The organism is Arthrobacter sp. alpha11c, assembly GCF_054149985.1.
The window spans coordinates 2,359,028-2,384,570 of sequence record NZ_CP196747.1 but is presented as its reverse complement, the minus strand read 5'-3'; the positions used below and the strand labels follow the sequence as shown (position 1 = coordinate 2,384,570).

At 56.8% G+C, this 25,543-nt stretch carries 14 protein-coding genes and 1 pseudogene; 5 read left to right on the top strand and 10 right to left on the bottom strand.

Features of this window, described 5'->3' with window-relative positions; genetic code table 11:
- The first annotated feature begins 73 nt into the window (after nt 1-73).
- A complete protein-coding gene (locus ACTAQJ_RS10760) occupies nt 74-1,021 on the top strand; it encodes an EamA family transporter (RefSeq protein WP_498701995.1) in 948 nt (315 codons plus the stop codon).
- A gap of 741 nt (nt 1,022-1,762) precedes the next feature.
- Here ACTAQJ_RS10760 and ACTAQJ_RS10755 read toward each other — a convergent pair.
- The 8 genes and pseudogenes from ACTAQJ_RS10755 to ACTAQJ_RS10720 all read right to left on the bottom strand — a co-directional run.
- The gene (locus tag ACTAQJ_RS10755) at nt 1,763-4,276 is read right to left on the bottom strand and encodes a Z1 domain-containing protein (RefSeq protein WP_498701994.1); all 2,514 of its coding nucleotides are present in this window, start codon (nt 4,274-4,276) and stop codon (nt 1,763-1,765) included.
- Complete coding sequence (locus ACTAQJ_RS10750; RefSeq protein WP_498701993.1) at nt 4,266-4,772, bottom strand: hypothetical protein; 507 nt, start codon at nt 4,770-4,772, stop codon at nt 4,266-4,268. Before ACTAQJ_RS10750 ends, ACTAQJ_RS10755 begins: the two co-directional genes overlap by 11 nt.
- A 19-nt stretch (nt 4,773-4,791) precedes the next feature.
- A complete protein-coding gene (locus tag ACTAQJ_RS10745) occupies nt 4,792-5,769 on the bottom strand; it encodes a PD-(D/E)XK motif protein (RefSeq protein WP_498701992.1) in 978 nt (325 codons plus the stop codon).
- Nucleotides 5,762-7,309, bottom strand: coding sequence for an ATP-binding protein (locus ACTAQJ_RS10740; RefSeq protein ID WP_498701991.1), 1,548 nt, complete (start codon nt 7,307-7,309; stop codon nt 5,762-5,764). The genes ACTAQJ_RS10745 and ACTAQJ_RS10740 overlap by 8 nt, the downstream gene beginning before the upstream one ends.
- On the bottom strand, nt 7,306-10,686 hold the full coding sequence (locus tag ACTAQJ_RS10735) for a Swt1 family HEPN domain-containing protein (protein ID WP_498701990.1): 3,381 nt from the start codon (nt 10,684-10,686) through the stop codon (nt 7,306-7,308). Before ACTAQJ_RS10735 ends, ACTAQJ_RS10740 begins: the two co-directional genes overlap by 4 nt.
- Before the next feature lie 19 nt (nt 10,687-10,705).
- Nucleotides 10,706-11,713: a DUF8807 domain-containing protein gene (locus tag ACTAQJ_RS10730; RefSeq protein ID WP_498701989.1), complete on the bottom strand. Its 1,008-nt coding sequence runs from the start codon at nt 11,711-11,713 to the stop codon at nt 10,706-10,708.
- A gap of 16 nt (nt 11,714-11,729) precedes the next feature.
- The gene (locus ACTAQJ_RS10725) at nt 11,730-13,067 is read right to left on the bottom strand and encodes a hypothetical protein (RefSeq protein WP_498702255.1); all 1,338 of its coding nucleotides are present in this window, start codon (nt 13,065-13,067) and stop codon (nt 11,730-11,732) included.
- A gap of 255 nt (nt 13,068-13,322) precedes the next feature.
- Nucleotides 13,323-13,475 (bottom strand): annotated as a pseudogene (locus tag ACTAQJ_RS10720) (DUF1156 domain-containing protein); the annotation flags it as partial.
- A 232-nt stretch (nt 13,476-13,707) separates the two neighbouring features.
- Between ACTAQJ_RS10720 and ACTAQJ_RS10715 the strand changes: the two are divergent.
- Both ACTAQJ_RS10715 and ACTAQJ_RS10710 read left to right on the top strand, forming a co-directional pair.
- Complete coding sequence (locus ACTAQJ_RS10715) at nt 13,708-14,808, top strand: DNA cytosine methyltransferase (RefSeq protein WP_498701988.1); 1,101 nt, start codon at nt 13,708-13,710, stop codon at nt 14,806-14,808.
- Nucleotides 14,809-15,579: 771 nt separating this feature from the next.
- Nucleotides 15,580-17,007, top strand: coding sequence for a hypothetical protein (locus ACTAQJ_RS10710; RefSeq protein WP_498701987.1), 1,428 nt, complete (start codon nt 15,580-15,582; stop codon nt 17,005-17,007).
- A 280-nt stretch (nt 17,008-17,287) separates the two neighbouring features.
- Here the strand turns inward: ACTAQJ_RS10710 and ACTAQJ_RS10705 are convergent, their stop codons facing one another.
- Together ACTAQJ_RS10705 and ACTAQJ_RS10700 are read right to left on the bottom strand one after the other, a co-directional pair.
- Nucleotides 17,288-17,881 carry a hypothetical protein gene (locus tag ACTAQJ_RS10705; protein ID WP_498701986.1) on the bottom strand — a complete coding sequence of 198 codons (594 nt, stop codon included), beginning with the start codon at nt 17,879-17,881 and terminating at the stop codon, nt 17,288-17,290.
- 513 nt (nt 17,882-18,394) lie between these two features.
- Entirely contained in the window at nt 18,395-18,715 is a 321-nt protein-coding gene (locus ACTAQJ_RS10700; RefSeq protein ID WP_498701985.1) for a hypothetical protein, read from the bottom strand.
- Nucleotides 18,716-19,000: 285 nt separating this feature from the next.
- Here ACTAQJ_RS10700 and ACTAQJ_RS10695 point away from each other — a divergent pair, with 285 nt between their 5' ends.
- Both ACTAQJ_RS10695 and ACTAQJ_RS10690 read left to right on the top strand, forming a co-directional pair.
- Nucleotides 19,001-23,815: a DUF4011 domain-containing protein gene (locus ACTAQJ_RS10695; protein ID WP_498701984.1), complete on the top strand. Its 4,815-nt coding sequence runs from the start codon at nt 19,001-19,003 to the stop codon at nt 23,813-23,815.
- The gene (locus ACTAQJ_RS10690; protein WP_498701983.1) at nt 23,799-25,424 is read left to right on the top strand and encodes a DUF3320 domain-containing protein; all 1,626 of its coding nucleotides are present in this window, start codon (nt 23,799-23,801) and stop codon (nt 25,422-25,424) included. Before ACTAQJ_RS10695 ends, ACTAQJ_RS10690 begins: the two co-directional genes overlap by 17 nt.
- Nucleotides 25,425-25,543 lie beyond the last annotated feature (119 nt).

Sequence of the window (25,543 nt, the reverse complement as noted above, 5' to 3'; positions counted from 1 at the left end):
TGACCTCAAACAGTACAACACCTACATTGTCTTACATCAAATAGTTCGACATCGAAATGTATGGAAGTGAACAATGTCCGCGAGTATAGAGACTGTCAGCAGCAAACCCAGAGGGTCCGCCCTGCCCAAGGCATCGCCCCGCGACCTCTTCATCACCGCACTGGCGCCAATGGTCTGGGGCTCCACGTACCTGGTGACCACAGAGTTTCTTCCCGCTGACCGACCCCTTTTGGCAGCAACGGTCCGGGCTCTACCGGCGGGCATCGTTCTGATGCTCGTTACCCGAACCTGGCCGCGGGGGAGTTGGTGGTTCAAGGCCGCTGCGTTGGGTGCACTCAACATTGGGCTGTTCTTCTTCCTCCTGTTCTTCACCGCGTACCAACTGCCCGGAGGTGTTGCAGCGCTGGTCGGGTCCGTCCAGCCCCTGTTCGTACTCTTCCTTGGCGTGCTGCTGCTGGGGGAGAAGATCCGCGCGGCGCACATCGTGGCCTGTGGCGTTGGAGCGGCAGGTGTTGGCTTGCTTGTTCTGCGGTCCGACGCAACATTGACGGTCATTGGCGTCGTAGCCGGGATGGCTGGGGCGCTGAGCATGGCGGCCGGCATAGTCCTCACCAAGCGCTGGGGGAGGCCCGACGGTGTGGGCCTGCTCGGCTTCACTGGGATGCAGCTGGCTATGGGTGGCGTCATGCTCCTGCCGGTGACTTTGGTCGTCGAAGGGCTGCCTGGAGAGGTGTCAGGCGCGAACCTGGCGGGCTTTGCTTACCTCAGCGTCATCGGTGCGCTGGCCGCCTACGCGGTGTGGTTCCGAGGCATCCAACGCCTGCCCACGATGGTGGTGTCGTTCCTGGGATTCCTGAGCCCGCTTGTTGCTACGGTGCTGGGGTTCGCGTTCCTGGGGGAGTCGTTGTCGGGGTGGCAAGTGGTTGGTGCGGTGCTGGTGCTGGGTTCGGTGTTCTTGGTGCAGCTGCCGGTGGTTGGTGAACGTCTGGAACTTCCGCGGAAGGCGGAAGCGCTCAGATAGCGGCGGCGACCAACGCTCGACGACGGCGTGGCCCGCCGGAGCCACCTTGGCAACTCCGCAGGCCGCTCCCCATCAGATGAAGCATGGACGGACGTAGTCTCAGGGTGCCGGCGCCACTACACCTGCAAACTCTCTCGGCATATCGCAACTAAGTAGCAGGGCCGCCGATTCAGTTCGGGCATTCAAAGCCAAAAGGGCGTTGGGGTCTTGCATCCAAATGACTTCGGCCGTGTGAAGACTGTGCTGAGGTGGTGTGCCGTAGCAGTCCCTCCGGAAAGACCGAAGTTACGTCTATCTTAGTGATGATCAATACGTCCTCGATCGTAGCGTCAAGCTTCAACATTTATGCAGGAGGGAACTATGTCGACGAATAATGGATACGCCCAGCGCGTCATATCATCGGTATCCGGGCATCTAGCGGAGAGTCCGGCTCAGGCGCTCGAATCAGTCCGCCGCCATCTTGAGGAGCAGCTTATTGAAGCGCGCAGTGAGGATGCGCGTTACAGCATCACATCAGTTTCGCATCACCTTACAGAATGGAACCGGAAGCCACTTGTAACGGCAATCGCTACCCTCGAGATTGTTTAAGTGACTAAAGAGATTTACATATCCTGATAGCGCACTGCAAGAGTGGGCGGGGTACCCCCGAGGCACTTCCTGATTCGAGAGTTCATAGGCACCTTGCTTTTCGTTACTCATCGGAACGTGTGGCGGCTTTACCGCCGCCACACCGGGGGACATTCACCCCGCCGCGATCCTAGCTTCGTGGTCGCTGAGATGAAAACCTTCGTCTTCCGGGGACAAAATGGCAGCAGCGGCCTTCCGCTGGCTGCGAACCGTGAATCCAATCTTTCCCTTTGGTGCCGCTGCGTAGGGCGCAGCATAGGAGATCATTACCGCGATAAGAGCGGGATCCACATCGCCGGAGAGTGTTGAAGGGTTACTAACGGCATGCTTGCCCCGGGGGTCATGGGCTGGTGTCAGCAGGATTGCCCCCCGTGTTTGAGCGCGGAGAGACTCCACCAGGTTCGTGACGCCGTCCTGCTGGCGCGGATCAGCGATCGCTTCCACCGCGACGCGTTGCCTTCTTGAACTGCCAGAAAATGCCCACTGTCGCTCCTCGCGACGCTTCCGCTTGAGTATGCTGAGCGGCATTCCATCAACAGAGACTCTGGTACCTTCAGCCAGTTCAGGAACAATGACAACCCAATCCTTGATCCGGCCGTCGGCTTCCGCCTTCTTGAGAAATTCAAGCTGAGGTTCAAGATCGAAGGTTCCATTGAACTTGGTGTCTTCCAAGACCTTGATAAAATCGCCAGCTGCGACGATCCCGTACTTCGCTGCGTAGGTTGATCCCGAATCTGTAACGAAGGTGGCGTCGCTGATAGCACTCTCAAGTAGCGGCTTAACAGCCTGGAAGTTACTCCGGTTGATAGCGTCCTCCTGCGCCGGAAGTGCGTTGAGATCCTTCAGGCGCCCGCCTTCCCCTCGCTCGGTCACAACTGCGTTGTATCGTTTATTTGCGGCCGTCGGTGCCAGCCATTGGAGATGCTGAGTGACGAGTGGCGGTACGTCCCTTGGACGAACCTGCGGCTTCCCTTCGTCGTCGAGTTCGGCATAGCGAGCAAGCTCCTCGCGGAAAAGCTCTTCGTCGATAACTATGGACTCAAAGGCCTCGTAGAGGTCGAAATATTTTTGACCGCTGAGCTCGGCGCGTCCAATATATAGGCGAACCAGGTCTTTGTATCCGCCTCGGAATCCGAACCACCGCCCCATCTGCATCAGAGTGTCCGCAGCCAACGTCTTTCTGCGGTAGTAAGAGACAGTGAGGCCCTCAACTGTGAAACCTCGGCTTAACTTTGTGCCGCCTACGAGGATGCGCCAAACGGAACCACGATCAAAGTTAAGCGCTTCCTGGTGCGTCTGCAGATCTTTGTCGCCATTAACCACGAGAACAGGGTTCTGGCTAGAGTTGATTTTGTCGAGAGCTTTGCCTATATATGGCATTAGTTCATCAAACGATGATGGGATTAGCGATTCGTCTTCCGCTCGAGCTTCGCTGACAGGGTGATAATCCTCATTCCACAGTTCTTCGAGCCGCGGCAGGCCCGAGGATGAGTAGCCGCCCTGCGCCCATAATTCACGCAATAGGTCGGCCGTGTCCCGGTGCTCGATCATTTTCACCGATTCGTGAACGAGCATCGTGTGATGTCGGAATGTTAGCTCAGACTTATCTGCTCGATACAGCTTGATAGCACCGGACAGAAGGTAAGCATCGAGGGCACTTCTCAGAGACCTTTCTACGTCTTCTGGGTCATCTCCCTGGACCGACCGAACGAACGCTACCTCGTTGGATGTTTTGAATGATTTGGAGTCTGTCTCGAATTCAATCCCAAGATCGTGAAAATCTTGAGCGCCCATGTAACCCGTTGGTCGCTTGAGGGCAATTATGAAGTCATTTGGGAAGATATCCGCAGCATCGTCAGGGTCGACAAAAACATTCGCAAAGGGAGTGGCCGTGTAGCCGACATACTGGGCACGCTTAAGGGTGCCCAGCAAATTTGTGATCTCGCGATTGACTGCCGTACGCTCTTTTTTCTCCGCCGCCGTTGGGCGCTTTGTACTGATAGACGCTTGGTCTGATTCATCATCAATGATTAGTGTGGGAATCTCGGCAAGGCTGATTTTCAGTGACTTGAGGTCAGAAACTAGCTTTTTGAGAACGGTCGTATTCTTCTTTACTACGACAATTTTTGCATCGGCCTTGTATAGGTTATCCGGATGGTAGAGCGGCTTTGTCTTATCGCGGAGACCGGTGCGAAACTCGAGGGCATTTAGTCCCTTTTTGAGGCGCTTGTAGTCATCTGCATATCCCGACAGACGAACAATGTCCACGAAGCCAGCATCAGATGGTTGAACGCCGTGAGACAAGAACTTGTCCCAGTCCGTATCGTCCAAGTAGTCGATTTCCTTGCGGTGATCCGGATCGTCGACGTCCATGCCGCCTATGATATTTTCCTTACCCACCAGCTCCATATCGAGGCGTCGCTGAGTCTGAGTCCGCAGCATGTTAAGTGTTCCCGCGAGGACGATAATTAGCCGGTAGCCAGCGTCGATAGACTTAGCAATAGTTCCTGCAAACTGTGCTGTCTTCCCGCTCTGTACATAGCCCACAACCAATCCCTTTGATTGGTACAGTGTTTCGTTTGTTGGGTCACTGAGCCGACTGACGACTTCACGTGTGCTAACGTCCAAATCTGCTATAGCCTCGGGCGGGCCACCCCTTATTGGCGAGAACAGCGCGGTAGGCTGGCCAGTAGAACGAATGCTGCTTTGCGCGCTCCTCTGTGTACCATGGGTCAGCCTCAGTGGCGATTACGATGTCTCCTTCGTCGGCGCGCACCGGCCACTGGCTGTTCACCACGTCCTTGGCATCATCACTGAAGCCGAGAAGGGTAAGGACTCGATCACGGCGTCCGATGGTCGCAGGCTCTGAGCCTTCGAGCCACTCGCCCTGGGAGGTGGCGTCCCAACGAGCCAAAGCGAGCTGGAATTCCATTCTGATGGAATCGTTGACGTTCTCCGCAGTGATAGCTGAGATCAACTCTTCCTCAGCCAAGCTCGGCAGATCTTCGATCTTGAGCTCGTTGTTGACGCGAACCAACAGTGACTTCGGGCGGCCGGCACCCATGACCTTCAACTGGGAGATGATGGCTTCTCGAACAGCGGATGATGACAACGTTTCCCCCATAGGACCCGTCCCTTCGTGACTAGACCAGTTGGTCGGTGTAAATTGCTTGATTGAGTGGAGCCGGTGCAGCGGCTGGCTCGCGGCTGCTGACATCTACACGGTAGGACACATCACTGACAGTTTCGAAGTGCGGCACAACGGACATCAGCGCAGCGGTCGTAATTGCGGGGAAATCGTCGGTGACAAGGTAGGTCTGGATGGGGCTACGAAGCATAAACCGCTGTGAATACAGATCGGCGTCCTCGCGGCGCCAGCCCAAACCTCGTAGATAACCCCAAAACCGCTCGGTTTCAGTGTCCAACGACTGCGCGACGTCGGTTACCAGTTCGTTCAAAGACTCACCGGAATCCAGCCCCGCCCTAGTGATCTGAACGGAAATTAGCCACAAGTCTCGTCCCGGGTTCTTTTCGAGCTGGGAAGCGGATCCGATTACGTGGATCCGTTTCTCGCTCGTGGTCGTCTTGCATTCGGCGTCGAATGCGCTAAAGACAAAGTCGTGCTGTTCGCTCGCAGGTCCCAACCATGCGTCGACAGCACTGGCTTCGCCAATCAGGGAGATGAGCTGGCGCATGAGGAGCAGTTCGCCGTACAGACCGTGCTGCTGTTCTGCGCTCAAGCCGCTTTTTCCGCGTAGTAAAGCCTTGTAGTTTCCAAGTGCTTCCGTTGTTGCCCGCGCAAAGCTGGAACCGGCGAAAAGCTCATCGATTATCGCAGTCAGAATGTTGTAAGCCTCGAAATGGGCATCGGTGGCATCTACCCGGACCTCGAATTCGCTGGCTGGACCATCGCCCAGAACGGTAAAAGAGATTCTGTTGAATTTGCTGACGTCCGGCTCGGCTCCGTCGGCGGGGGCGGTCAACGCTATTTCTTCGTGGATTGGGTCGATGGTGATTTCGCATCGTGGAGATTCGATGACACGATGTCTGGAAATTTCACGCTCTCCAAACAGGCGTTCCAGTGAATCAGGGTCAAAAAAACGGTGTTGGATGTTACTCATCGTTACTCTCTTTATGGACAGTGGTGACTCGATTAACATCGTCCTTCAGCGCGTGCTCGAGTGCGAGTGATATACGGAAATGATCTTGTTGTCTATTTTTTTGGAGGTGGGATTTGAGAAACTCTTCTTCTAAAAGTAAGAAAAGAAGAGTTTTGATCAGCTGCGCGTCGTTGGTTGCACCCTTTACGCCACCATTGATGATTTCGCGGTAGTTTTGATTCAGATAAATTACTCGACCTTCGAGATCAATCTCATATAGTCCCACGCTGAGGGCTTTCCAACTTATTTGGATGGGATCGGAATTAGGCCGCAGCATCTTTTCGTTGGATGCAATCATCGTCCTACTGGCATCGGAGAAGCCACGTCCCATGGGTGCGAAGCGTCGATGTTCTCTTGTACGTCGGTTGGACTCTTTGAAGGCGCCTCTCGCTGCGTCCAAGTACTGTCGAAAGGATACTCCTGAGCTGCTGACCGCCCTATCGATCGCAGTCGTTAGTGCAGGGGTGAATTGCACACCGGTCTTTTCTGGATTGATCTTGACGTGCTCGTCGATGCCGGTACCGACGTCGAAAATCACCCGCGCCAATTGCAGGGCCTTCTCGTTGGGGAGGAGTTTGGGCCATCCGCCGAGATGCTGTAGTCGGTCGCGGCGGTACACGAAAATTCCCTGATGATGCTCCCTGTCCTTGCCCAGCAGACGTGCGGAGGGGGTAGCTCCGCCAGCCGGCAGAATATGGCACTCGAGCGTGAACTCCTGATCGCCTACATGCCCTATCAGCTTCATAGGGTAGTCATCGTTTCCGCTTTGCCTGTAGTCAAAGGGGTCCGTTGGTTCAAGCCTGGAACTTAGGCCCGGCGCTGACCTATCCGCGTCGAACACGTCAACATAGATATCCACCGCACCTGTCTCCAGAAGCCGGTGGAAAATGACTGACAGTTCTAATTTGAGAGCCACCAGCGCATTTTCGAACCAACGGGTCTGGTCGGCGAGATTGTCGGCCGCGGACATTCCATGCACGTCCGACCACTGCACCACTGTGCCTGTCGTGAGATCGAAACCGTAGTCGGACGCGTAGAGGTGGGCAAGAGCTGAGGACTTACTGAGGATGTCGCACTGTGCGCCATTCATCATTGAGTCCTTCGTCATTCGCATGCCGGTTGGATCATTATTCGCCGCCCTGGTCCACACACTGAGCACATTGGCCTGGCTGAGTGAGCTTGCTTTGAGGCCCATCCCGAAATGACCGAGTTCAGCTGGTCGGTAGTCTCGACGTCTGCCTACCGTCATCCCGTCGCGGAGCCCCTGCGGAGTCATCCCTTTTCCGTTGTCGACAATTTGCACACCGATGATGGTCCCCTGACTTTGCAGGAATCGAACCAGCACCGCATTGGCTTCAGCACTAATGCTGTTGTCGATAAGGTCGGCGACAGCCGAGCTTAGCGTGTGGTGCTTTCCCAGACCCTCCATAGCTTTTGAATCGATGGGGAGTGTGACCTGTTCTACAGCCTCCTCGCGGCCAAAGAGATCCACACTTGTCATGACTCGTCCTCGAATTTAGCTGACTCGAACCTGAGCTGCGTGGCATTCTCGTGGACCACACGTACGGTGTCGGCATCAAATCCTGCCGCGCGGTTGGCAATAACCTCGACTGAAACCTCGATGTCGGCGTCGGGGATGGCCGCAAGATGACTCAGTACCTCGTCGTAGACCTTCTGAAGATCCGTTTTGAGCGCTTCGACTCGCGCATAGAAGGTGCCGGTGAACCTTACGTTCTTGGCGCGCTCACGCCTGCTCGGTTCCATCTGCTCCCACGGCAGCCCCGACGTCAGGCCTTCCTTGCCGTCGGAGGTTCTGTCTTCAAATGTGTCCAAGGGCGCGTCGATGGCTGCGTGTGACCTCAGCACCTCTCGTTCCCGCTGCTTTTCGGCCAACCTTGGATCTACCAACAGAGTCGAGTCACTGATTGTCCCAAACGAGTCTTCAGTCATCGGAATTGCTAGCCCGAGGAAGTCCCCCGAAGCTTCGTCGTACCCCTCGGCCAAGGCGAAGCCCTCGGTGCTCCAGGTAGGCAGATTAAGCACGGCGCGCACACCTGCTTCCAGGACTGAGCGGTCGCGGATACGCCGCAGGTAGGCGTACTGCGTGTAGTATCCCCACAACTCGCCTACTGTGATGTGGCCAGCGTTCCAGCGTGCCCTCAACCGCCCATCCAAGGCTTGCTTGATCGCGGCGGGCGCGTTGACCACACGCAGCGAATCGTAGCGGATCAGGGCCACGCCTGTCCGCTCCGAGAGCAACTCACCGCCGCTGCCGATTTTCTGCTTGGACCATTGGACAGCGTGGCCCTCATGGATTTCGGGCGCGAGGGCCCATACGTACGTGCCGGACAGTCGGAGATCTACGGCCTTGCGGCTTTCCGCGAGTCGAGCCTTTACTTGGGTTTCTTGTTGGCGAGTCAGCCCGAGGTCATCGATTTGACCGTTGATGTCGCGCCATGCAATGAAGTCACGGACCGCAGTATCAAGCGAAGCGTACTCGTTCTCGTCAGGTGCCAGGAACACAACCGTGTTCCGGTGTTGCCGATTCGCCGACCCGCGGTGTTCATACACCTCGTGAGCGAACGCCAGTGCGTCGCTAGTTTCAGACTTGTTTCGGTGACGGTGCATAGGGTGAAGGAGGACAAGCCGAACGCCTTCCACATCAGGTACGTCAGAGGAGGACGACGGCGCCACGACTGTTCCGGTGAAAGCGGAAGTTGCGCGTCCCTCGACTTTGTTGAGGCGGTCCACAATCTCCTGCCAGACGTCTTCATGGTGCAGTCGCTCGGCAATGTCCTTAGCCTTGCGGCTCACAGAGGCCTGGACATCGAACCAATAGCGGCTGGACTCGGAATAAAAGTACGTGGCCTGCTCTGACATGAGCTGAAGCGCGCTGCCAAAGTTTCCCACAACGTCGCCGGGAATGGCGACTCCAAGGGCAACGTGCTGACGCTCAATGCCCTTGTGTGCGCTGCGGAGCGTTGGCGCGGAGCCCAGGAAAATAGTTCGTGCCAAGCGTCGCGACAGAAGTCGCTGATGAAACGCTGGCCTCGAAGCATCTATCCGCGCTGGAGTAGATGCTGAGCCATCGACGTCGGCATCTATGATCGGCTTCCATTGGTCATCGAGATACTGTGTGATCTCAGTGAGAACACCGTCGGTGTCAAGCGGGACGCTGCCCGGCATGATTAGAGGGCTCTGGTCACCAGCCGTCCACAGCTCGTGGACCACTGTGCTCATAAGCCGCAGCACGCCGCGTGTTCGCTGGAACCTCTCAAGCGTGGACCAATCGCGGTAGAGACGCTCGAACAGCTCCGGGTGGATAGGGTACGCCTCGGCGATGCGGCGCTCGTATTCACGATCCATGGTTTCGACAGGGAACTCATCGCGATGATTTCTGTAGAACTCCGCGAACTGTCGTGCTGTTGAAGAGATGTCAACGGAAGCGTCACCGGAAGGAGCTTCAAACAGCCGGCGGCGGACGATCTCGAATGATTCCCGGGATGTCGCTGGCCGCCACTGATCTGCCACCCGGCGGACCACGTTTTGAAGACGCTCGAGTGCAGCTTTGCCGTTGGCGCCGCCGACTTCGAGGTCCGACGACGAATCCTGTTGGCCTTCCGAGGTGTGGTCTGACGCTGGGATCGAGACCACCAGCATGACCCCGGGAACTGATTTCGCAGCTTCCGTGAGTGTCTGAGCGAAGGTGAACTGCGTGTCGAAGGTGCCAGCCGGCAAGCCGTCCCGCGCATACAGCTGCCGAGCGTATGCCACCCATTCGTCAATAAGAATGAGCGACGGTGTGTAGCGGCTCAGCAGTGTCCTAAGGCTGGCGCCTGGGTTCGTGCCGGAGGTGTCTGATTCCTTTACGATGTCGTAGCCCTCGGCCCCCCCGAGCTGCCAAGCGAGTTCGCCCCATAAGGTGTTTACGACAGTGCCGTCGGCCTTGGCGGTGTTCTTCCCCGGCGCAACGGCGATGTGATTGCCCACGAGGACTGCGCGCTGGCACGTTCCGAACGGCCGGAGGTCGGTGCCGCTGAGGAGCTCTTGAATTTCCTGAGGGTAGTCCCCGAGTCCGTGGCCTGACATGATGTGCCAGAGCGCGAGCATCGAGTGGGTCTTTCCGCCGCCGAAATTAGTCTGGAGGTTGATCACCGGGGGAGCATTGAGATCTCCGCTAATGCGGCGAACGGCCTTCTCGAGGAGATCCTTCAGGCCTTCAGTCAGATAGGTGCGGTGGAAGAACTGCACAGGGTCGACGTATTCTTCGGATCCTACACCTTGCGCCACCATGTGAAGATCAGCAGCGAACTCACTTGCATTGAAGGTTCCCGTTATGACATCCGCGTGCGGTTGGACGACCTCGCGCCAAGCTTTGGTAGTAGACGACCCCGTTTCCGTGAGGACACCTGAGGTGGTCGCCTTCTTGACTTCTTTTTGGAAATTGCTGTTGCGCAGATCCTCGCGGGACGCCCTTATCTGATCGGCGCCAAGGGGGTACCCAACCACTCGCAACAGTCGTTCGAGAGTGTCCAGCGCGCGATAGGCGTCGTCGAAATTGATCGGTGTCCGATGTGCCCAGTTGTTGCGGATATCCCGTGCTTCGCCAGCTAAATTCTGCTCTGCTCGGGACAGTTTGCCGTCAAAGGGGAACCATCCTGGAATCAGTTTTTCCGTGAGTGCTCGGAGTTGATCATTGGGATCGAGCCGGTTGTACTGTTTTGCCGCCCCGTTTTGTGCATCCTTGGCGGCCAGAATGATCGTCCAGTCCTTGCCCGGCGGCACCTTGGATAGCAGGGCTTCGGCTACGAAAGGCTCTAAGCCTTGCGCCAGAATATCGAGTGCCTTGCCGATTCGGTCGAGATTGCTTAACGCCATGTAGCCCCCAAGTGCCTTTCTAGAACTCGTCGTCGAGGGACTCGAAGTCGAATCCGGTCTGTGTCGTGAATGTGGCTGATTCGGAGGCCCTCAGAATATCTGGCCAAGCCGTAGCAAGATTGTTGAAAGTTTGGCCAATGGAGGACCAGTTCCTACGTTCAGCGATCGCGTAAAGGAGGTATGCGAGTTCCTTCACAGCATCCAAATCGATCCGCAAACCAGGCGTCTGCTTCAAGCTAGCAACGAGCTGGCCCGCGGCCTCCACACCCTTGGATTCCAAGACCCGGGCCGAATGAAGGCCAGCCTCCCAGACGCTGAGACGCTGGTCGCGGCGAGGATCGTAGTCATTGGGCAGATTGGCTGGGGCAAACAGCTGGACCTTGCCTGCGCGGCTGGAAAGGATTCCGCCTCGCTCCATTCCCGGAATGGAAGTGTTGAGTGCTGTTGCCTGATTCTCAGCATCGCCGAAGCGTCCCTCATCGAAGGCATTCTGCTCGAACCATTTGATCGCCCATCGGGTGTCTGAATCGAAGTCACCTGCCAGCTCATTCAGCACTTCAGCCAAGACTTGGTTGATTAGCTCGAGCGCCGTCCGGACGCGCATCGCCGTTCCGTCTGCCTCTGTGACCTTGGAATAGCGGGTGAAAACGGCCATCCCGGGTCCAATAGTTGACTGGGCGAGGTCCACGGGAGCAACAGTAGCCTCTTGTAATTGTCGTAGCTGATTGGGAAGCTCGGAGCGAAGGACGGCCAGGAACCCGCCGCGGTCAATGGAGGGAGCGGCTTCGCTCCGCGGGCGGCAGGCGAGGACGACAGACGATGCAAGCGCGTTTTTTCCGGAACCAATCATTCGGTTACTCAGTTCGCTGCGAACGGGCCATGTTGCGGTGACAGTCCAACCGGCACGGACGATGCCCTCAAGGATGGTAGCCCAGCCCGTGGATGATTCTCCTCCGCTGCCTGTTTCCGACTGCTTGAAGGCGTAATAGACCGTGATGGGATAATCTCCTCGTGCATTCTTGCGCATGCGTTCGAACACGGTTTCAAACCCCGACTCGAAGAATCTTCTCTGCCCCGATTTTTCCGTCGTGGCGGTAGGGGTTGGCCACAAGTTCTTCCGTTTTGGGCACGAGCATAGTCTTCATGAAGGAAGGAAAGATCTGCCGGAGGCTTCGTCGGTGCCAGACATAAAAGAAGTCGGACAAATCTGAGTAACCTATGTTGTCGTAGTAGGGTGGATCGGTTGAAATGACGGCCCTGTCGTATTCACGACTACTGGCATCCATTTGGAGCACTGAAGCTCGTGTCTGTCGCGGAAGCCGTCCAAGAACCTTGGCGATCCAAACGAACTGGTCACGAAAGTTTCCCGATGAGCTAGAGAAGGGGTTTCCTTCGCAGTAGTCCCACACCATTGGAATGGCTTGCCGACTGAATAAATGGCCTACCCCTTCATTCTTGGTGTCGCTTCTCCACCCACAGAGACTGTTGTGGTAGTCCGTCGCCTTTCCGACGCCCAGCCCTAAATAAGCGGCGATCGCGTCAGCATAGGCGGCAGCGCCGGTTCCGCCGGCTTCAAGACGGCTTCCCTCGGCCATTCCTGTGGCGAGGGCGTCAGCGAGGACCTTGTCTCGAGCGTCGGCGACTAAGTTGCTGAAGGTCGTAAGCGCCACCAGTTGCCGATGCGTGAAAAGGTCAGAGAACTTATTGAGGCCATAAGCCGGTGTCCACAAGTTACGCGGGTCAAAGCCAAGCTCCTGGTCTGGAACGTCTTCGGGTGCCGACACTGCGGCGGCTGCTTCTTGCCCGGGACCTGGCGCAAGGTACAACCGTTGTCTGTAGCCCTCGGCGACAACAGCCATGAGTGACGACCCAAGAGCCCCTGCAAGCCCCTTTTCCTTGATATAAGAAGTGGAAACAGTGCTGGAACAGGCAACACACGTTGCACCATTTCGACCGGACATCGTTCCGTCGGCCTTGCCCTTCGGTGCCTTCGTGGGATCGCTGCCGATAGAGTAGGTGACCTTGCCATCATCGACTGACGGAACGATGTACGCTTCCTTGCCCTTCTTCTTACCAAGCCACCATGATCGTACGAGGGGTGTCGCCACACCGCAGGATGGGTTGGGGCAGGTCACGGTTCGAGCCCAAATCCAGGCGATAACGTTGGCCTTCGTGCTATCACTGAGCGAAGCTTGGGGGTAATGGTGGCCGATTTTCTGGTGCGCCAGATCCCGCATCCATTCACCGTAGGCACGGACATCAGCGGCCAATCCCTCCGCGCCGTTCCAGGGAGTCGCTTGTCCATTAGAAAGTCCAGGGAAGACTGGAGGCGCATCAGCGAATTTCGGAGGTATTTCAATAAGGGCCTTGTTAATCAGCACCGCCACTGGGTTGAGATCGGAGGCGTGAGCCTCAAGACCCAGGCGCTGAGCTTCGAGTGGGATCGACCCACCGCCAGCAAACGGATCCAAGATGGCGGGTGGCCCGTCCGGGCCAGCGGACTTTACGATCTCGGCGTGAGCTGCCTTGAGGAGCGCCTTGTTGTTCGAGTTTTCCCAGACCACAAGTTGCTCGATGATGCGGTGGAGGCGAGCGCGTTCGGTGGCCTGAGCCTGTTCGGTGGGAAAAAGGTCCGGATGGGAGGACGGGTCATCGACCAGCTGGGCGAAGAGAACCGCACGGGCCGCGGCAAGCGGGCGTCGCGCCCACCATAGATGGAGAGTGGACGGGTGTCCATGGCGGATGGACTTTTCGCGTGCTGATTCCCGGTTGATGACCTCGAGAGGCATTGAGACCTCGATGAGTTTGCGCTTCTCCGCGTGCATGCGTGCCTAGTCCATTCATATTGTGCTGCCAGATCCGGGGCCTCCCGTTTCCACAACCAAATGTATACTCCGCTGGCTGGCTGGTAGGCATCCGGCATGCGTGGTGAACCGAAGGTCTGAGGATTAGGTGTGCCTGAGACTGGCGCGCCAGCCGTTTTGGGCAAAAGTGTCGTAGTGGCCGGCTAAGCTAGTGGTCATGCCACAACGTCTACGCCTCATCGACCTCTTCGCCGGCGCAGGCGGAATGACCCAGGGATTCAAGTCCACCCAACGCTACGAAACCGTGGTGGCAGTCGAGCTTGATCAATACGCCGCGGCCACGTTTGCGCAAAACCATAAAGCGGCACGCGTCTATGCCGGTGGGATCGAGGAGTGGCTGGACGAGGGCGCTGTGCCCCAGGCTGATGTGATTATCGGAGGTCCTCCTTGCCAAGGGTTTTCTGCCTTAGGTAAACAGGATGTGCTCGATGAGAGGAACTTCCTCTGGCGAAAATACGCAGAGACCATCATCCAAGCCCAGCCTCAATACTTTGTTCTCGAGAACGTGCGGCAGTTTCTGACTTCGCCGCAGTTCGCTGAGCTCGAATCATGGACCTTGGTTGGTGGGCCGCTCGAGAATTATGAGCTTCAGCCGCTCTTGCTGAACGCAGCGGACTTTGGAGCCTATCAAGCAAGAGTGCGAACAATCGTGATTGGGCGGCGACGCGGACTACCCGAAGTGGCGGTGCCCGTTGAAGGACCGTTCAAAGGCAAGCACCGCAGTGTAGAGGACGCCTTTACGGGGTTACGAAATCAGCGGGTCATACCTCGGATTACGTCCGTGCGTGATTTTCCAGACACGAGAACAGAAGTCGACGGCGTGACGATGCCTGGACCCTTCGCAACACCCGAGCTGCACGTGACACGCAACTACACAGATCTATCTCTGAAGCGCTTCGCGAAGATCCCAGCTGGCGGGAATCGCTTCGATATTCCCTTTGACCTCCTGGCCGATTGCTGGAAGAAGCACAAGAGCGGGTCGGGCGACGTCATGGGACGTCTGCATTGGACGAAACCTTCAGTGACAATTCGAACGGAATTCTTTAAGCCCGAGAAGGGGCGGTATCTCCACCCCGATCCCAACGTCCACCGGGCCATCACTCATTTTGAGGCAGCACGGCTCCAAGGATTCCCTGACACGTATAAGTGGATGGGGACCAAGACGGCAGTAGCCCGACAAATCGGTAATGCAGTGCCTGTTCAGCTAGCGGCCTACTTGGGGCAGCTCATCGCCGAGGCATGGGACGAGTCGGCGTAGTCGAATCCGGAGGCCCTGCTCGTTCGAGCCTCCTCTTGGATCTCAAAAGACGTATGTTCGAGGTGCCATGGAGATGGGAGCCTTACTCCCAGCTACTGGCCCGGTCCCTAGCTCACCACTACGGATTGCCAGCATTGCTTCTGCGATGAGATGAGACTTCGGGCCTGCGGCCAGCCAGTCCGACATGTTTCCTGGTAGGCGCACGGGCGTGGCAAGTTTCTCAGAGGTCGGCAAACGTGGTTCACTTCTGCGACGGATGAAAGGACACAATATGCTGAGCTATCGAACGCTGCTAAGTATCAATCCAGGCTCGCATGTCGACGTGGTTCAAGATGTGCTGGACACGACCTTCGCTTGGTTTCAGGGTAAAGGGCTGGATACGGAAGCCCTTAGAGTCAACTCCGAGGTTGCGGTTGCTGATCATGCTCGAGTCATGTGGATTTCTCCCGAGTTGGACGACTTCGGGTGCACTCATCGGCTCGTCCTGACAGAGCAATCACCGGCGGGGAATGGGTCTCCACCATTACTGTGCGTCAGCCGCCGGAAGGGCGTCCATGGTTCTGGATGGATGTGGAAGGACCGGAGTGGGCTGGGGCACCCCGACTCGTTCGTTCCCTGATCGGGAGCTTCTCGTGTTCTGACCGCGGCGTTCTCCTTACCGAACAGCCTGTGGTTGTTCGGCCGCAGAAGGTTGATGAACTTATCCAGCTGCTCAGCCGTCCAGGCCGGAGGACACTGTCGTTCATCGCGGGAAGCAGCCCCGGGTTGCCTATGCGCGAATGGACAGAGTTTGTCGGAAACATCCTTAAACAGACAACAGGACAGGCATCGGCTTACGTGCTCGATTCCGAGGCAACCATGACGTTCAACCAACGTGTTGGCGCTGGTTTTGGCGTGCAACCCGGCATGCTGAGAACGTACCTTCCTGAGCTTGATGTCAACGACTCACAAGATTCGGCACGCCACCGATTCTTAACGGCCGAATCGATCGCTACACAGAATGTCGGGCGTCTCCGCAAGACGCTTAGCTACAAGGCGCGCGAGGTGGCTCAGACATCGCTTTTGGACGACAGCATCCGGCTTTTGGACCGACGGCTTGACGATCTGGAAACGCGAATGGACCTTCGTTTAGGTCCTACAGTCCTTCATGACGAATCCACAGATCTCACCAAATCGCCCGAGCGAATGCTTGCGCCTGAGGTCATTGAGGTTTCCGCTAAAGATGCAGATGAACTAGTGGAGGCGCCCGTTCTATCGCAGACAACGCGCGAGCGAGATTCAGTCACAGAGCATGCTGCGATGGATGCGACTGACAATTCGTTGGGGGAGCAGGCCGAAATCTACTTGGCCCTTCGCTCGCTCGTCGAGGAGTACGCGGAGGGCAAAACATGGGTTGAGGCTGTGGAAGCGGTTCGCGGGCTCCTGGAAGCGGGTGTTGCGGCCGAAGCACTAAGCACGCGCCTCCTAGCCAAGATCGATCAGAAGGCCTCGGCCCTTGATGCCGCAGCACTTGAGCAGGCACGACTGCGCCACCTCGTTGATGACCTTGAGCTTGATGCCTGGGAAACATGGGAACAGCTCGAAGCCCAGTCCACACGGACTCGAAGCGCCCAAGAGATGGAGATGAAACTGCGGGGCATGCTGGCTAAGATCGGCGGCAGTGATGTCGACTGGACTTTGCTCGACGATGCTGAGCAGCCCGAGGTTGCCGTTCCCGAAAACTTCAACAGCATGGTGGAATCGTTCGACGAGCTCCAGTACGTCATTTACACAGGAAACAAAGACGTCACGGCCAGTCTGGACGACCACGATGCCATTGGCCGGTGGTGCGATATGACATGGAGTATCGTCTTGGCGTTGAATGACTACGCACGCTTTAAGGCGGAGGGTAGCGAGATACCAGGTGTTCAGGCGTATCTAGAGTGCCCGCCACCGGGCGGCCGTACTTACCATCCCGGCCGTCATGCTCGTGACGAGAGTGAGTCGGTTAAGAGCAACCCGAGCTTTTCAGCTCCCCGCACTCTTGTCGTACCAACGAAGGTAGACCCCCGTGGCGAGATGTTCATGGGAGCTCATTTCCGAATCGCTAAACATGGACTTGTGTCCCCGAGATTGCACTACGTTGATGCCACCGCAGTTGCGGGAAAGATCATCGTTGGTTACATCGGGCCGCACCTACCTAATACTCAGACCAATTAGCTTCCGGACCTAGCAACTTCGATTTTGTCCCACAGGAGATCGATCACCCGCGACTGTACATTGGGGCCCAATGCACACGGCAGACGGATCACGATACCCCGCGCCCATACAGAGCGCCCAGGTCCGGAATTCCTCGAACGTACAGACGAATAGTCCCGAAGAGCTAGGGGAGAATTAGGCGTTGGCTGAGTTCAGCATTCCTTCCGGTTTGGGCAGAAGGCCAGTTAGCGCTGCCACGTACTCGTCTCTTTTCAAAGTACGAGTGTTAGATGGTCGTAAGCTAGAGGTCCTCAAGCAGGGCGGCCGTCCCGATGGCCTCTTCAAGGCCTGCAAATTGGTTTGCCGAGTACTCAACTGTCACGCTTACGTCGAAGTTTTCGCCCATGATTGCGGCGATGATGGTGGTTTCTTGTGTTTCCCACGTTGAGAATCTGCTGAGGTGGCCACATGATACCGCCATTCCCCATTCGGTGTAGTCGTCTTTATACAACTCATTCAACCAATAAGTATTCTGCTCTTTGGCGGCACCGTACTTCTTGCTTACGAGATCTGTGAGCTCATCGAAGGCGCTGAGGAAGTTATTTTGATTTTGGTACTCTTCGATGAGTGCGTATTTCCCACGGACAAGCTGCTCGTCGATGAACACGTATATTGCCAAGCATGTGAACCTGCCGAGTTTTACCTCGAAGTCCATGTATCCAGCTTCCTCGTGTCGCGGTTCGTTCTCTTCTAGGGCCTTGACGCTGGCCGGAGTTGAGCCCCACGCGGATTTTCTGAAGCCGGCAGTCGCGAGCCGCGCTTCTTGAGAGTGCGGTACCCAAGTCCCATCTTCCCTAAGAAGGACGAACATGCCAGACTCCGTGGTCGCTTTCATAATCTCTCCATTGCGTAGCAGGCTGGTTTGACAGCCACTCTCACTTTTTGTCTTCGGCCAATCAGAAATCCGCGATTGCAATAGCGTAGCGCAAGATCGTCGGCATATGCCTAGGCTAAACGTCGGTCCTCATTATCGACATTACGTCGTGTTGTAGTCGGCTGGCCACATTTGAGCAGTTTTCAAAGGAGCCGCTGATGGCCCGCCTAAGAATGGATATCTGAGAGGTTGCTACGACGAGTTTCTGAAAAGACACGACAGCTCAGTTCTCAGAGTAAAACAGGGCCTGCTGTTCATAGCCCCGCCCATACGTCGTCAGGGTCTCAGGTTTCCCTTGTTAACGCTCAGGGCAGAACACACATCTGGTGCATGTATCGTCGACAGGTCAGGCTGGCCGTGGCCGCAGCATCCGCTGTTTGAATTGATATGTCCTGATAGGCCCAGGTTCCCCGCAGACCGCGGGGAAGGCGCTCGGTTTAGTCCCAGCTGCTCACTAAATGCCCGGCCAGCGGATTAAAGTTTGTCGATCCACGTATCCTCTTCTCGGAGATCCCAGCTCGAGGCACCTTCTGGGCGTGGCTGGGCAGAGGCTATCTGCTTGATTCGATTGAGTACTCGATGTGCTTCGGCGGCCTTGAGCTGCCTTAGTGCAGAGACTGGACGCCAGACACAGCTTTGTACAATCTCCTGCCGCCGGTCCTGCCCGTCAATGCCAGCGTCGTCGAAGGCCTCCCGAATAGCTGCGAGTTGATAGTCGTGAATCTGGCGTTCAACTGGAGCCGTGGTTTCGGCTGGTTCGTCGCTGGCCTCGAAATTGAATAGCGCCTCAGACACGGTGTAAGCCTACAAGCAAAGCCATGCACATGTGGTGTGGGCTCTGAGCCGAAGCCAAAACGCCCGTAGCATCTTGAGACAGCCTCATGCTCGCTAGGTCCTTGGTGACGTCCTGCGGAGACTCCGCAGAACTTCGAGACAAGGTATGGCATTGCCTAATTAACAAATTGTCTGCACATGGACCTACTGTTTTCGGTGTGGGCGCGGTTTGGAGATTGCAGTCGTCAGACTAACCTGAAGTGAATTGAAGTCAGGCCAACGTGCGGCCTTATCTAAGGGGAAACAATGGGGCTTTCTAACCGCGAGTACGTGGGCCGCGCACTTGACGTTCTTGCGACTCGATTGGACTCGTACATAACCTCGGCGCTGGAGGGAGTTGCGCCCGGCATTTCCTGGCCAAAGCTCCTTGAGCACAAGGATGCGAGTGCCGGACGCATGCCCGCAACGTACTCAACCAAGGACCTCAGCGTGCAACTCCGCCTCATGACGGAGCCACTCGGATCTCTTGGGTATCCCTTCAATCTTGGACACGAGGCTCGCAGTTACACCTCGGAACTTAGGCAGATACGGAACCTTTGGGCCCACAATGCAACCTTCAACGATGGGGACGCATACCGCGCCCTCGATACGGCGAAGCGCCTTGCTAGTCAATTAAGGCTCGACGAAGCAATTCACGAGCTGAACGTTGTCTTAGATGAATTTAAGGTGCGCGACGACACCGCCAAGGCGGAGCACTCGCGAGAAACCTTCGGCAGAACGGAAGACGAAGGGCAGGCTGACTCACAGCCACATCCCGACCGCTCACTGGTTGAACACGCTGTCGAGGTCGACGTCACGATCGCTGAGTATCTCAGTTATGCCATGGTCCATAATGGCTTCCGCTTTGTGCGTCAGGTCAGGATCACTAATCCTGGCACTGAGGTCCGTGGTGCGGCCGTCCGTGTCGAGTTATTTGCCAGCGAGGGTCGAATTTCCGAGGATTTTCTGCAGTTCGTTGACCTTGCTGCCGGTCAGTCAATTACTTTGGATGACCTAGACGTTCCTATCTCCGCAACTACTATGTATGGCCTTTCAGACAAGCAGCCGGGCCGAGTGGTTGTGACGATTGAAGGAGACTCAGCTGGTGCAACGGAGAAGAAAATCGGCCAAGCCGAAAAACGCCTTCAGCTCCTGCCAGCGCAGCTATGGATCGCTGGCCGTGGGTTAGTTTCATACGAGTTCCTCGCCGCGTTTGTTCAGCCACATCATCCTGCCATTGCCAAGCTCGTTTCCGAAGCTGCTGACCTCTTGGCGAGCGCTACCGGTAGCGGTAGCCTTGACGGCTACTCGAACGGTGCGGAGCGCGTGGACGATATCGTCTTTGCCTTAGCATGTGCGGCAAGTGGGCGCGATATCCGGTACAGCATGCCCCCAGCCAGCTGGGGGCTCCAAGGACAACAGGTCAGGACTCCGGCTCAGGTATTGGATGACCGTTTGGGCACCTGTCTGGACACAACAGTCGTCATGGCAGCTGCTTTGGAATTCTGCGGCATCGCGCCGCTTCTCTGGGTTGTCGAAGGTCATGCCTTCCTTGGCTACTGGAGGGAAGACACTGCCCTGTCCACTGCGGCCTCTGATGACGTGCCTGAGCTCGTAAGTATGGTCCAACGCGGCTACATAGGCCTCCTGGAGACCACCATGCTGACCGGCGGTCAACCCATTACCCTCGCGTCCTTGCGCGGCAACCCTGAATCTGAGTACGTGGAGACTGGTCACGAGAAGATCCAGGCCGTAACTGACGTGCGCCGTGCGCGTCACGACGGCATCTATCCACTTCCGGCTAGGACCTTCGCTGAAACAGGGGAAGTGGTTGTAACAAACTTTGTCCCGGAATCTAGAGTCGCGCCCGTGGCCCCTGAAAAACAGGGCCGAGGAACCACCGTAAGTGCATCGGGTTCCAACGTTCCGCCGCGAGTCGCCCAGTGGAAGAACTCATTGCTGGATCTTAGCCTTCGTAACCGGCTCATCAATTTCACTGATACTGCCCGATTCCCCATGGCGGTTCCCAGCACATGGATCGGATCTTTCGAAGATCTAGTCAATAACGGCACTTCGATCAGCCTGTTGCCTTCTAACCAGCTGAGCGCCATCCACCAGGAGCGCGGGATACGTTTCGGCAGGGACCTGCCTCAAGACGAACTCATCAGCATGCTGAGCTCGAAAAAGGCTGTTTTCGCAGAGGTTACTCAGGACGCCTACAACTCCAGACTGCGGGGTCTGGCGTACAAGGCAAAGACCCAGAAAGAAGAAACTGGTGCCAACAATCTGTATCTGGCCTTAGGCAGCCTCTTGTGGGAACTTGATGGGCGCACTCTACGCTCGCCGTTGGTGCTTGTACCTGTCGACCTAACGTCGGCTGGTAAGAATGGGCTTTACCGAGTGACACTTGACGAAGCAGGCCAGTCCACGCCCAACTATTGCCTTTTGGAGAAGCTCCACCAAACCCATGGGCTTCGGATTCCTGGCCTTAGCGAACCGACTGAGGACGGTTCTGGCATCGATTTGGATGCAGCTTTCAAGGCCGTGAGAGAGGCCGTTTCAGCTAAGGGCCTCGCTTTTCGTGTGGAGAACACTGTGGACCTCTCAATGCTGCAATTTGCAAAATTCCGGCTTTGGAAGGATTTGGATGAGAGTTGGGCGGAGTTCGGGCAGAACCGTCTTGTAGACCATCTCATCAACACTCCTACGGAGGTGTTCTTGGATTCGCCGACCATGCTCGACGATACTGATCTAGACGCGCTTAGTGCCATCTGCCCCATACCCGCGGATTCTTCGCAGTTGCAGGCTGTTGCGTCAGCAGCTGCGGGACAGACGTTTGTGCTTGAGGGGCCTCCGGGAACTGGCAAGTCTCAAACCATCACCAACTTGCTGACTCGTGCCATTGTGGATGGCAAGCGGGTGCTTTTTGTCGCTGAAAAGCGGGCTGCACTAGACGTGGTGCAAAAGCGACTGGAAGAGGTCGGTATGGGCCCCTTCTCCCTCGATCTCCACGATAAGGGGAGCAAGCCGGCCGTTGTGCGCGCGCAAATCAAACACGCGCTCGAACTCCGAATCGACGCGGACGCCCAGCTTTTGGATACGGCCGCGACCGAGCTAGCCTCGGCCCGACGGGGGCTCATCCGTTACGCCAATCGACTGCACGAGGAAAACGGCGCTCGGCTCTCCCTCTATGGAGCTCGGACCAAAGCCCTAACTTTTGACGTTGAAAGCGATTCCCTACACTTGGGCTCGGACTTCGTGGCAACTGCAACTGACTCTGTCTTGGAGCCGCTACGTGCCCTGCTCAGAGGTTTGCCTGAATACGCGGATTTGGCGCGCCCCGGAAAGACGCACCCATGGCGGTTCATCGAATTCGTGTCCGACACGCCTTCCCAGGAACAATTGGTAAGCGCTGGCCGTCGGGTTGATGCTGCGCTGGCTGCTGTCCAGACCGTCGAGGGCCTTCAGAACGTCATATCTCAGGCGGCGGTGCCCGCAGAGATCCGGACTCTCGCTTCACTCCTTGAAGACCGAAGCGTTCCAGTGGAGACCCTCGATGTCATAAATTCCGGCCAGTGGTCGGTACAAGCTCACCATCTGGAACAGATGGTTTCCGCTTTTACGGCCATAGATCATCCCGGCATGGACAAAGTCGGTCCCGCGGCCATGGACCTACCCCTCCCACAAATTCTCAAGCGTGCGGAGGAGGCTTTGGCGAGCGGCTTTTTCGGACGAAAGAAGCGCCTGTTGGCCGTCGTGCAGGAATTGGCGTTGGTAGCACGACCTGGAGCCGACATCCGGCCAAAGGAACTTGTCCCGCTCCTGCGCAACCTAATCTCTGCGCAGCAGCAGATCGAGGGACTGCAGGGTCAAGCGCAGTCCGTCCCGGGGGTTGCCGTTCCTTCGGGGTGGAACCCGCTGTCCGAATCCGATCAACAAGCGCTTAATGCGCGTCTTAGCTGGTTACGTTGGGCGGCGCACGCTGTCCAACGCCGGGACCTCGCCATCGAAGACCGCTTTCAACTGGCCCTAAGGACTTTTCTGCAGACGGCACAACCTGTGCACGAATACACAGTGCTTTGGTTAAAAGAGCTCGCAGCAGCCTGGGAGGCGCTCGTGGCCATTCCTGCGCTTCAACAAGCTGCGCTAAACCGTTGGACGGGCGCTGACATGTTCTTGGATGTGTGGACTCGTTCGCAGTCCGCTCGGGGTATCGATGCCACTGGCTGCAGAAGCCTCGAACGATGGTTGGATCTCTTGCGTCAGGTTGAACCGTTGCGAGCGGCGGGCCTTCGAGGAGTGCGAGCAGCAATTCTAGACGGAGAACTCGATGCCGATGACGCTCCAATGGCATTCGAGCGTGGTCTTGCCGAGAGCGCTTTGGAAGAACGCGGTCTGGCGACAGGGTTGAAGGACTTTGATGCCCGAGCCCACGAGCGAACAATCGACCGATTTTCAAGCCGAGCTACGCAGGTGCGCGAACTACTGAAACGCGACCTTGCCGCCGGGGTTCTGGACTCGCGGAAGCTATCGACGTCGGCAACATCAGGACGCATGGGGGAACTGCGGCGCCAACTAACCCGGCAGCGTGGGGGGCTGACCGTCCGCAAGCTGATGGAGAGTTACGCTGACCTGATCACACAGATTATGCCGTGCACACTCGTGAGTCCGGACTCCGTCGCGCGGTTCTTTCCTGCGAGAGCTGGCTTGTTCGACATCGTGGTATTTGATGAAGCTTCTCAAATCCGGGTGGCAGACGCAGTGGGTGCAATGGGGCGGGGCGCTTCGGTGGTTGTCGTCGGAGACAGCAAACAGATGCCACCCACTTCCTTCGCGGAGTCGTCCGGAGATGCGTTTGACGACTCCGAAAAAGAGGTTGCCCCTGTTGAGGACATGGAGTCCATTCTGTCCGAATGCGTGGAGGCACGCGTGCCTCGGCAGTGGCTTTCTTGGCACTATCGCAGCCAGGACGAGTCGCTGATTGTCTTCAGTAATCAGCAGTACTACGAGAGCAAACTCTCATCATTTCCAAGCCCGTCCCACAGCGCACCAAATTCAGGAATTCGTGGGCACGGCGTTTAATTTCAAGCGGGTGGACGGATACTTCCACCGCGCGGGAACGTCCAAAGTTTTGCGTACGAATCCGATTGAAGCCCAGGCCGTGGTGGCGGAGGTTCGCCGTAGGTTCGACGACGACGGCAACTCACCGTCGATCGGGGTGGTTACGTTCAATCTGCAGCAGCGCGCCTTGATTGAGTCACTACTTCGAGACACCGAGGACTCCCGCATAATTCATGCTTTGGACGATGACCCTGAGGGTTTGTTTGTAAAGAATCTGGAAAATGTTCAGGGTGACGAGCGGGACGTTATTCTTTTCTCCACCGGTTTCAGCAAGAACGACAGGGGCTATCTGCCATTGAACTTTGGCCCGTTGAACCGCGCCGGGGGCGAACGACGACTCAACGTGGCGATAACGCGTGCACGACGGCAAGTAATCATCTTCTCAAGCTTCAGTCCGTCCGAGCTGAGAGCAGAAGAGACTAGCTCCATAGGAATCAAACACCTGCGCTCGTATCTCGATCTTGCTGAATACGGGACTGGTTCGCTGCCATATGACGGTCGGAGAACCTTTGCGCTGGACCTTCATCGCGAAGAAATCGCCGACGCCCTGCGGGACCGCGGCTTTGTTGTGGCGACTGACGTGGGGTTGTCCGAATTCAAGGTGGACATCAGCGTTTCATCGTCCGAGACCCCGAGCAATGCTTCAATGGCTGTCCTCTTAGACGGCCCAGCCTGGGCCGCACGCCGGACTGTCGGCGACAGGGACGGTTTGCCTGGGGAAGTCCTGAGTCGAATGATGCGATGGCCATCGGTTCAACGGGTTTGGATGCCTGAATGGCTAAGTGACAGGGAAGCTGTGCTCGACAAATTGGAGCATGCGGCTAAGGCGGCGATTGCCGGGTCTGCGCCTCTGGAGCCCGAGCCCATTGGGCCCGGGGTTGATTTGGAACAGCTCGGACAACGCGTAGATTCAGTCATCGTAGGTGAGGTTGAGCTGGGAGATGGCTCCTTGCAGGCTCCGGCAGGAGTCGGGGTCAGTAACCGGTCAAACCCGATAGATATGCTCGATAAGCCGGAAATTCCCGAGTATCGGCCGTGGTCGGTTCGTCTTTACGGCACTCGGGATATTCTGGATGCCCTGCCTTCTCGGCGATCCGTAAATGCAGTCAGGGAAGCAATTCAACATATTGTGGACGCAGAAGGACCCGTACACCAGGAGCGGCTGGCTAAACTTACCTGCGCTGCATTTAACCTCAATAAGGTAAATGGAGAGAGGGTGAATTCAATTTTGGTGGCACTGGACAGCTCGCGTCACCGGCGCGATGAGGATGGATTTATTTGGAACGCCTCGGTCGATCCCTCTTCGTGGCATCTATTTCGTGTCAATGGTCCGGAAACGGAGCGAAAGCCGGAACACATCAGCGTTGTCGAAATTTGTAACGCGATGATGGACGTTGTTCGGGGCTCTGGTGGTATTTCGGTCAGCGATCTGCATCGTGAAACCATACGCCTTTTTGGCGGAAAGCGGCGGACGTCGGGCGTGACTTCGAGGCTGGACCAAGGATTGCAATACGGGGCTGACAACAATCGCCTGATTCTGCAGGACGAAATGGTGCACCTGGCGGATTAGACGATGTGTGGTAGGTGGATTTAGCCGGTTGCGAGCTCCTCCCGGACCTTCTGCGGCCATTGTCGCCCGGCAGGAATCCGGTGCACCTGCTTCGGAGTCCTGACTGGGGTGTTGAATTT

Coding starts and splice junctions, on each gene's coding strand:
- ACTAQJ_RS10760 (WP_498701995.1), top strand. CDS start 74: ATGTCCGCGAGTATAGAGACTGTCAGCAGCAAACCCAGAGGGTCCGCC.
- ACTAQJ_RS10750 (WP_498701993.1), bottom strand. CDS start 4,772: ATGGGGGAAACGTTGTCATCATCCGCTGTTCGAGAAGCCATCATCTCC.
- ACTAQJ_RS10745 (WP_498701992.1), bottom strand. CDS start 5,769: ATGAGTAACATCCAACACCGTTTTTTTGACCCTGATTCACTGGAACGC.
- ACTAQJ_RS10740 (WP_498701991.1), bottom strand. CDS start 7,309: ATGACAAGTGTGGATCTCTTTGGCCGCGAGGAGGCTGTAGAACAGGTC.
- ACTAQJ_RS10735 (WP_498701990.1), bottom strand. CDS start 10,686: ATGGCGTTAAGCAATCTCGACCGAATCGGCAAGGCACTCGATATTCTG.
- ACTAQJ_RS10730 (WP_498701989.1), bottom strand. CDS start 11,713: ATGCGCAAGAATGCACGAGGAGATTATCCCATCACGGTCTATTACGCC.
- ACTAQJ_RS10715 (WP_498701988.1), top strand. CDS start 13,708: ATGCCACAACGTCTACGCCTCATCGACCTCTTCGCCGGCGCAGGCGGA.
- ACTAQJ_RS10710 (WP_498701987.1), top strand. CDS start 15,580: ATGCGCGAATGGACAGAGTTTGTCGGAAACATCCTTAAACAGACAACA.
- ACTAQJ_RS10705 (WP_498701986.1), bottom strand. CDS start 17,881: ATGAAAGCGACCACGGAGTCTGGCATGTTCGTCCTTCTTAGGGAAGAT.
- ACTAQJ_RS10695 (WP_498701984.1), top strand. CDS start 19,001: ATGGGGCTTTCTAACCGCGAGTACGTGGGCCGCGCACTTGACGTTCTT.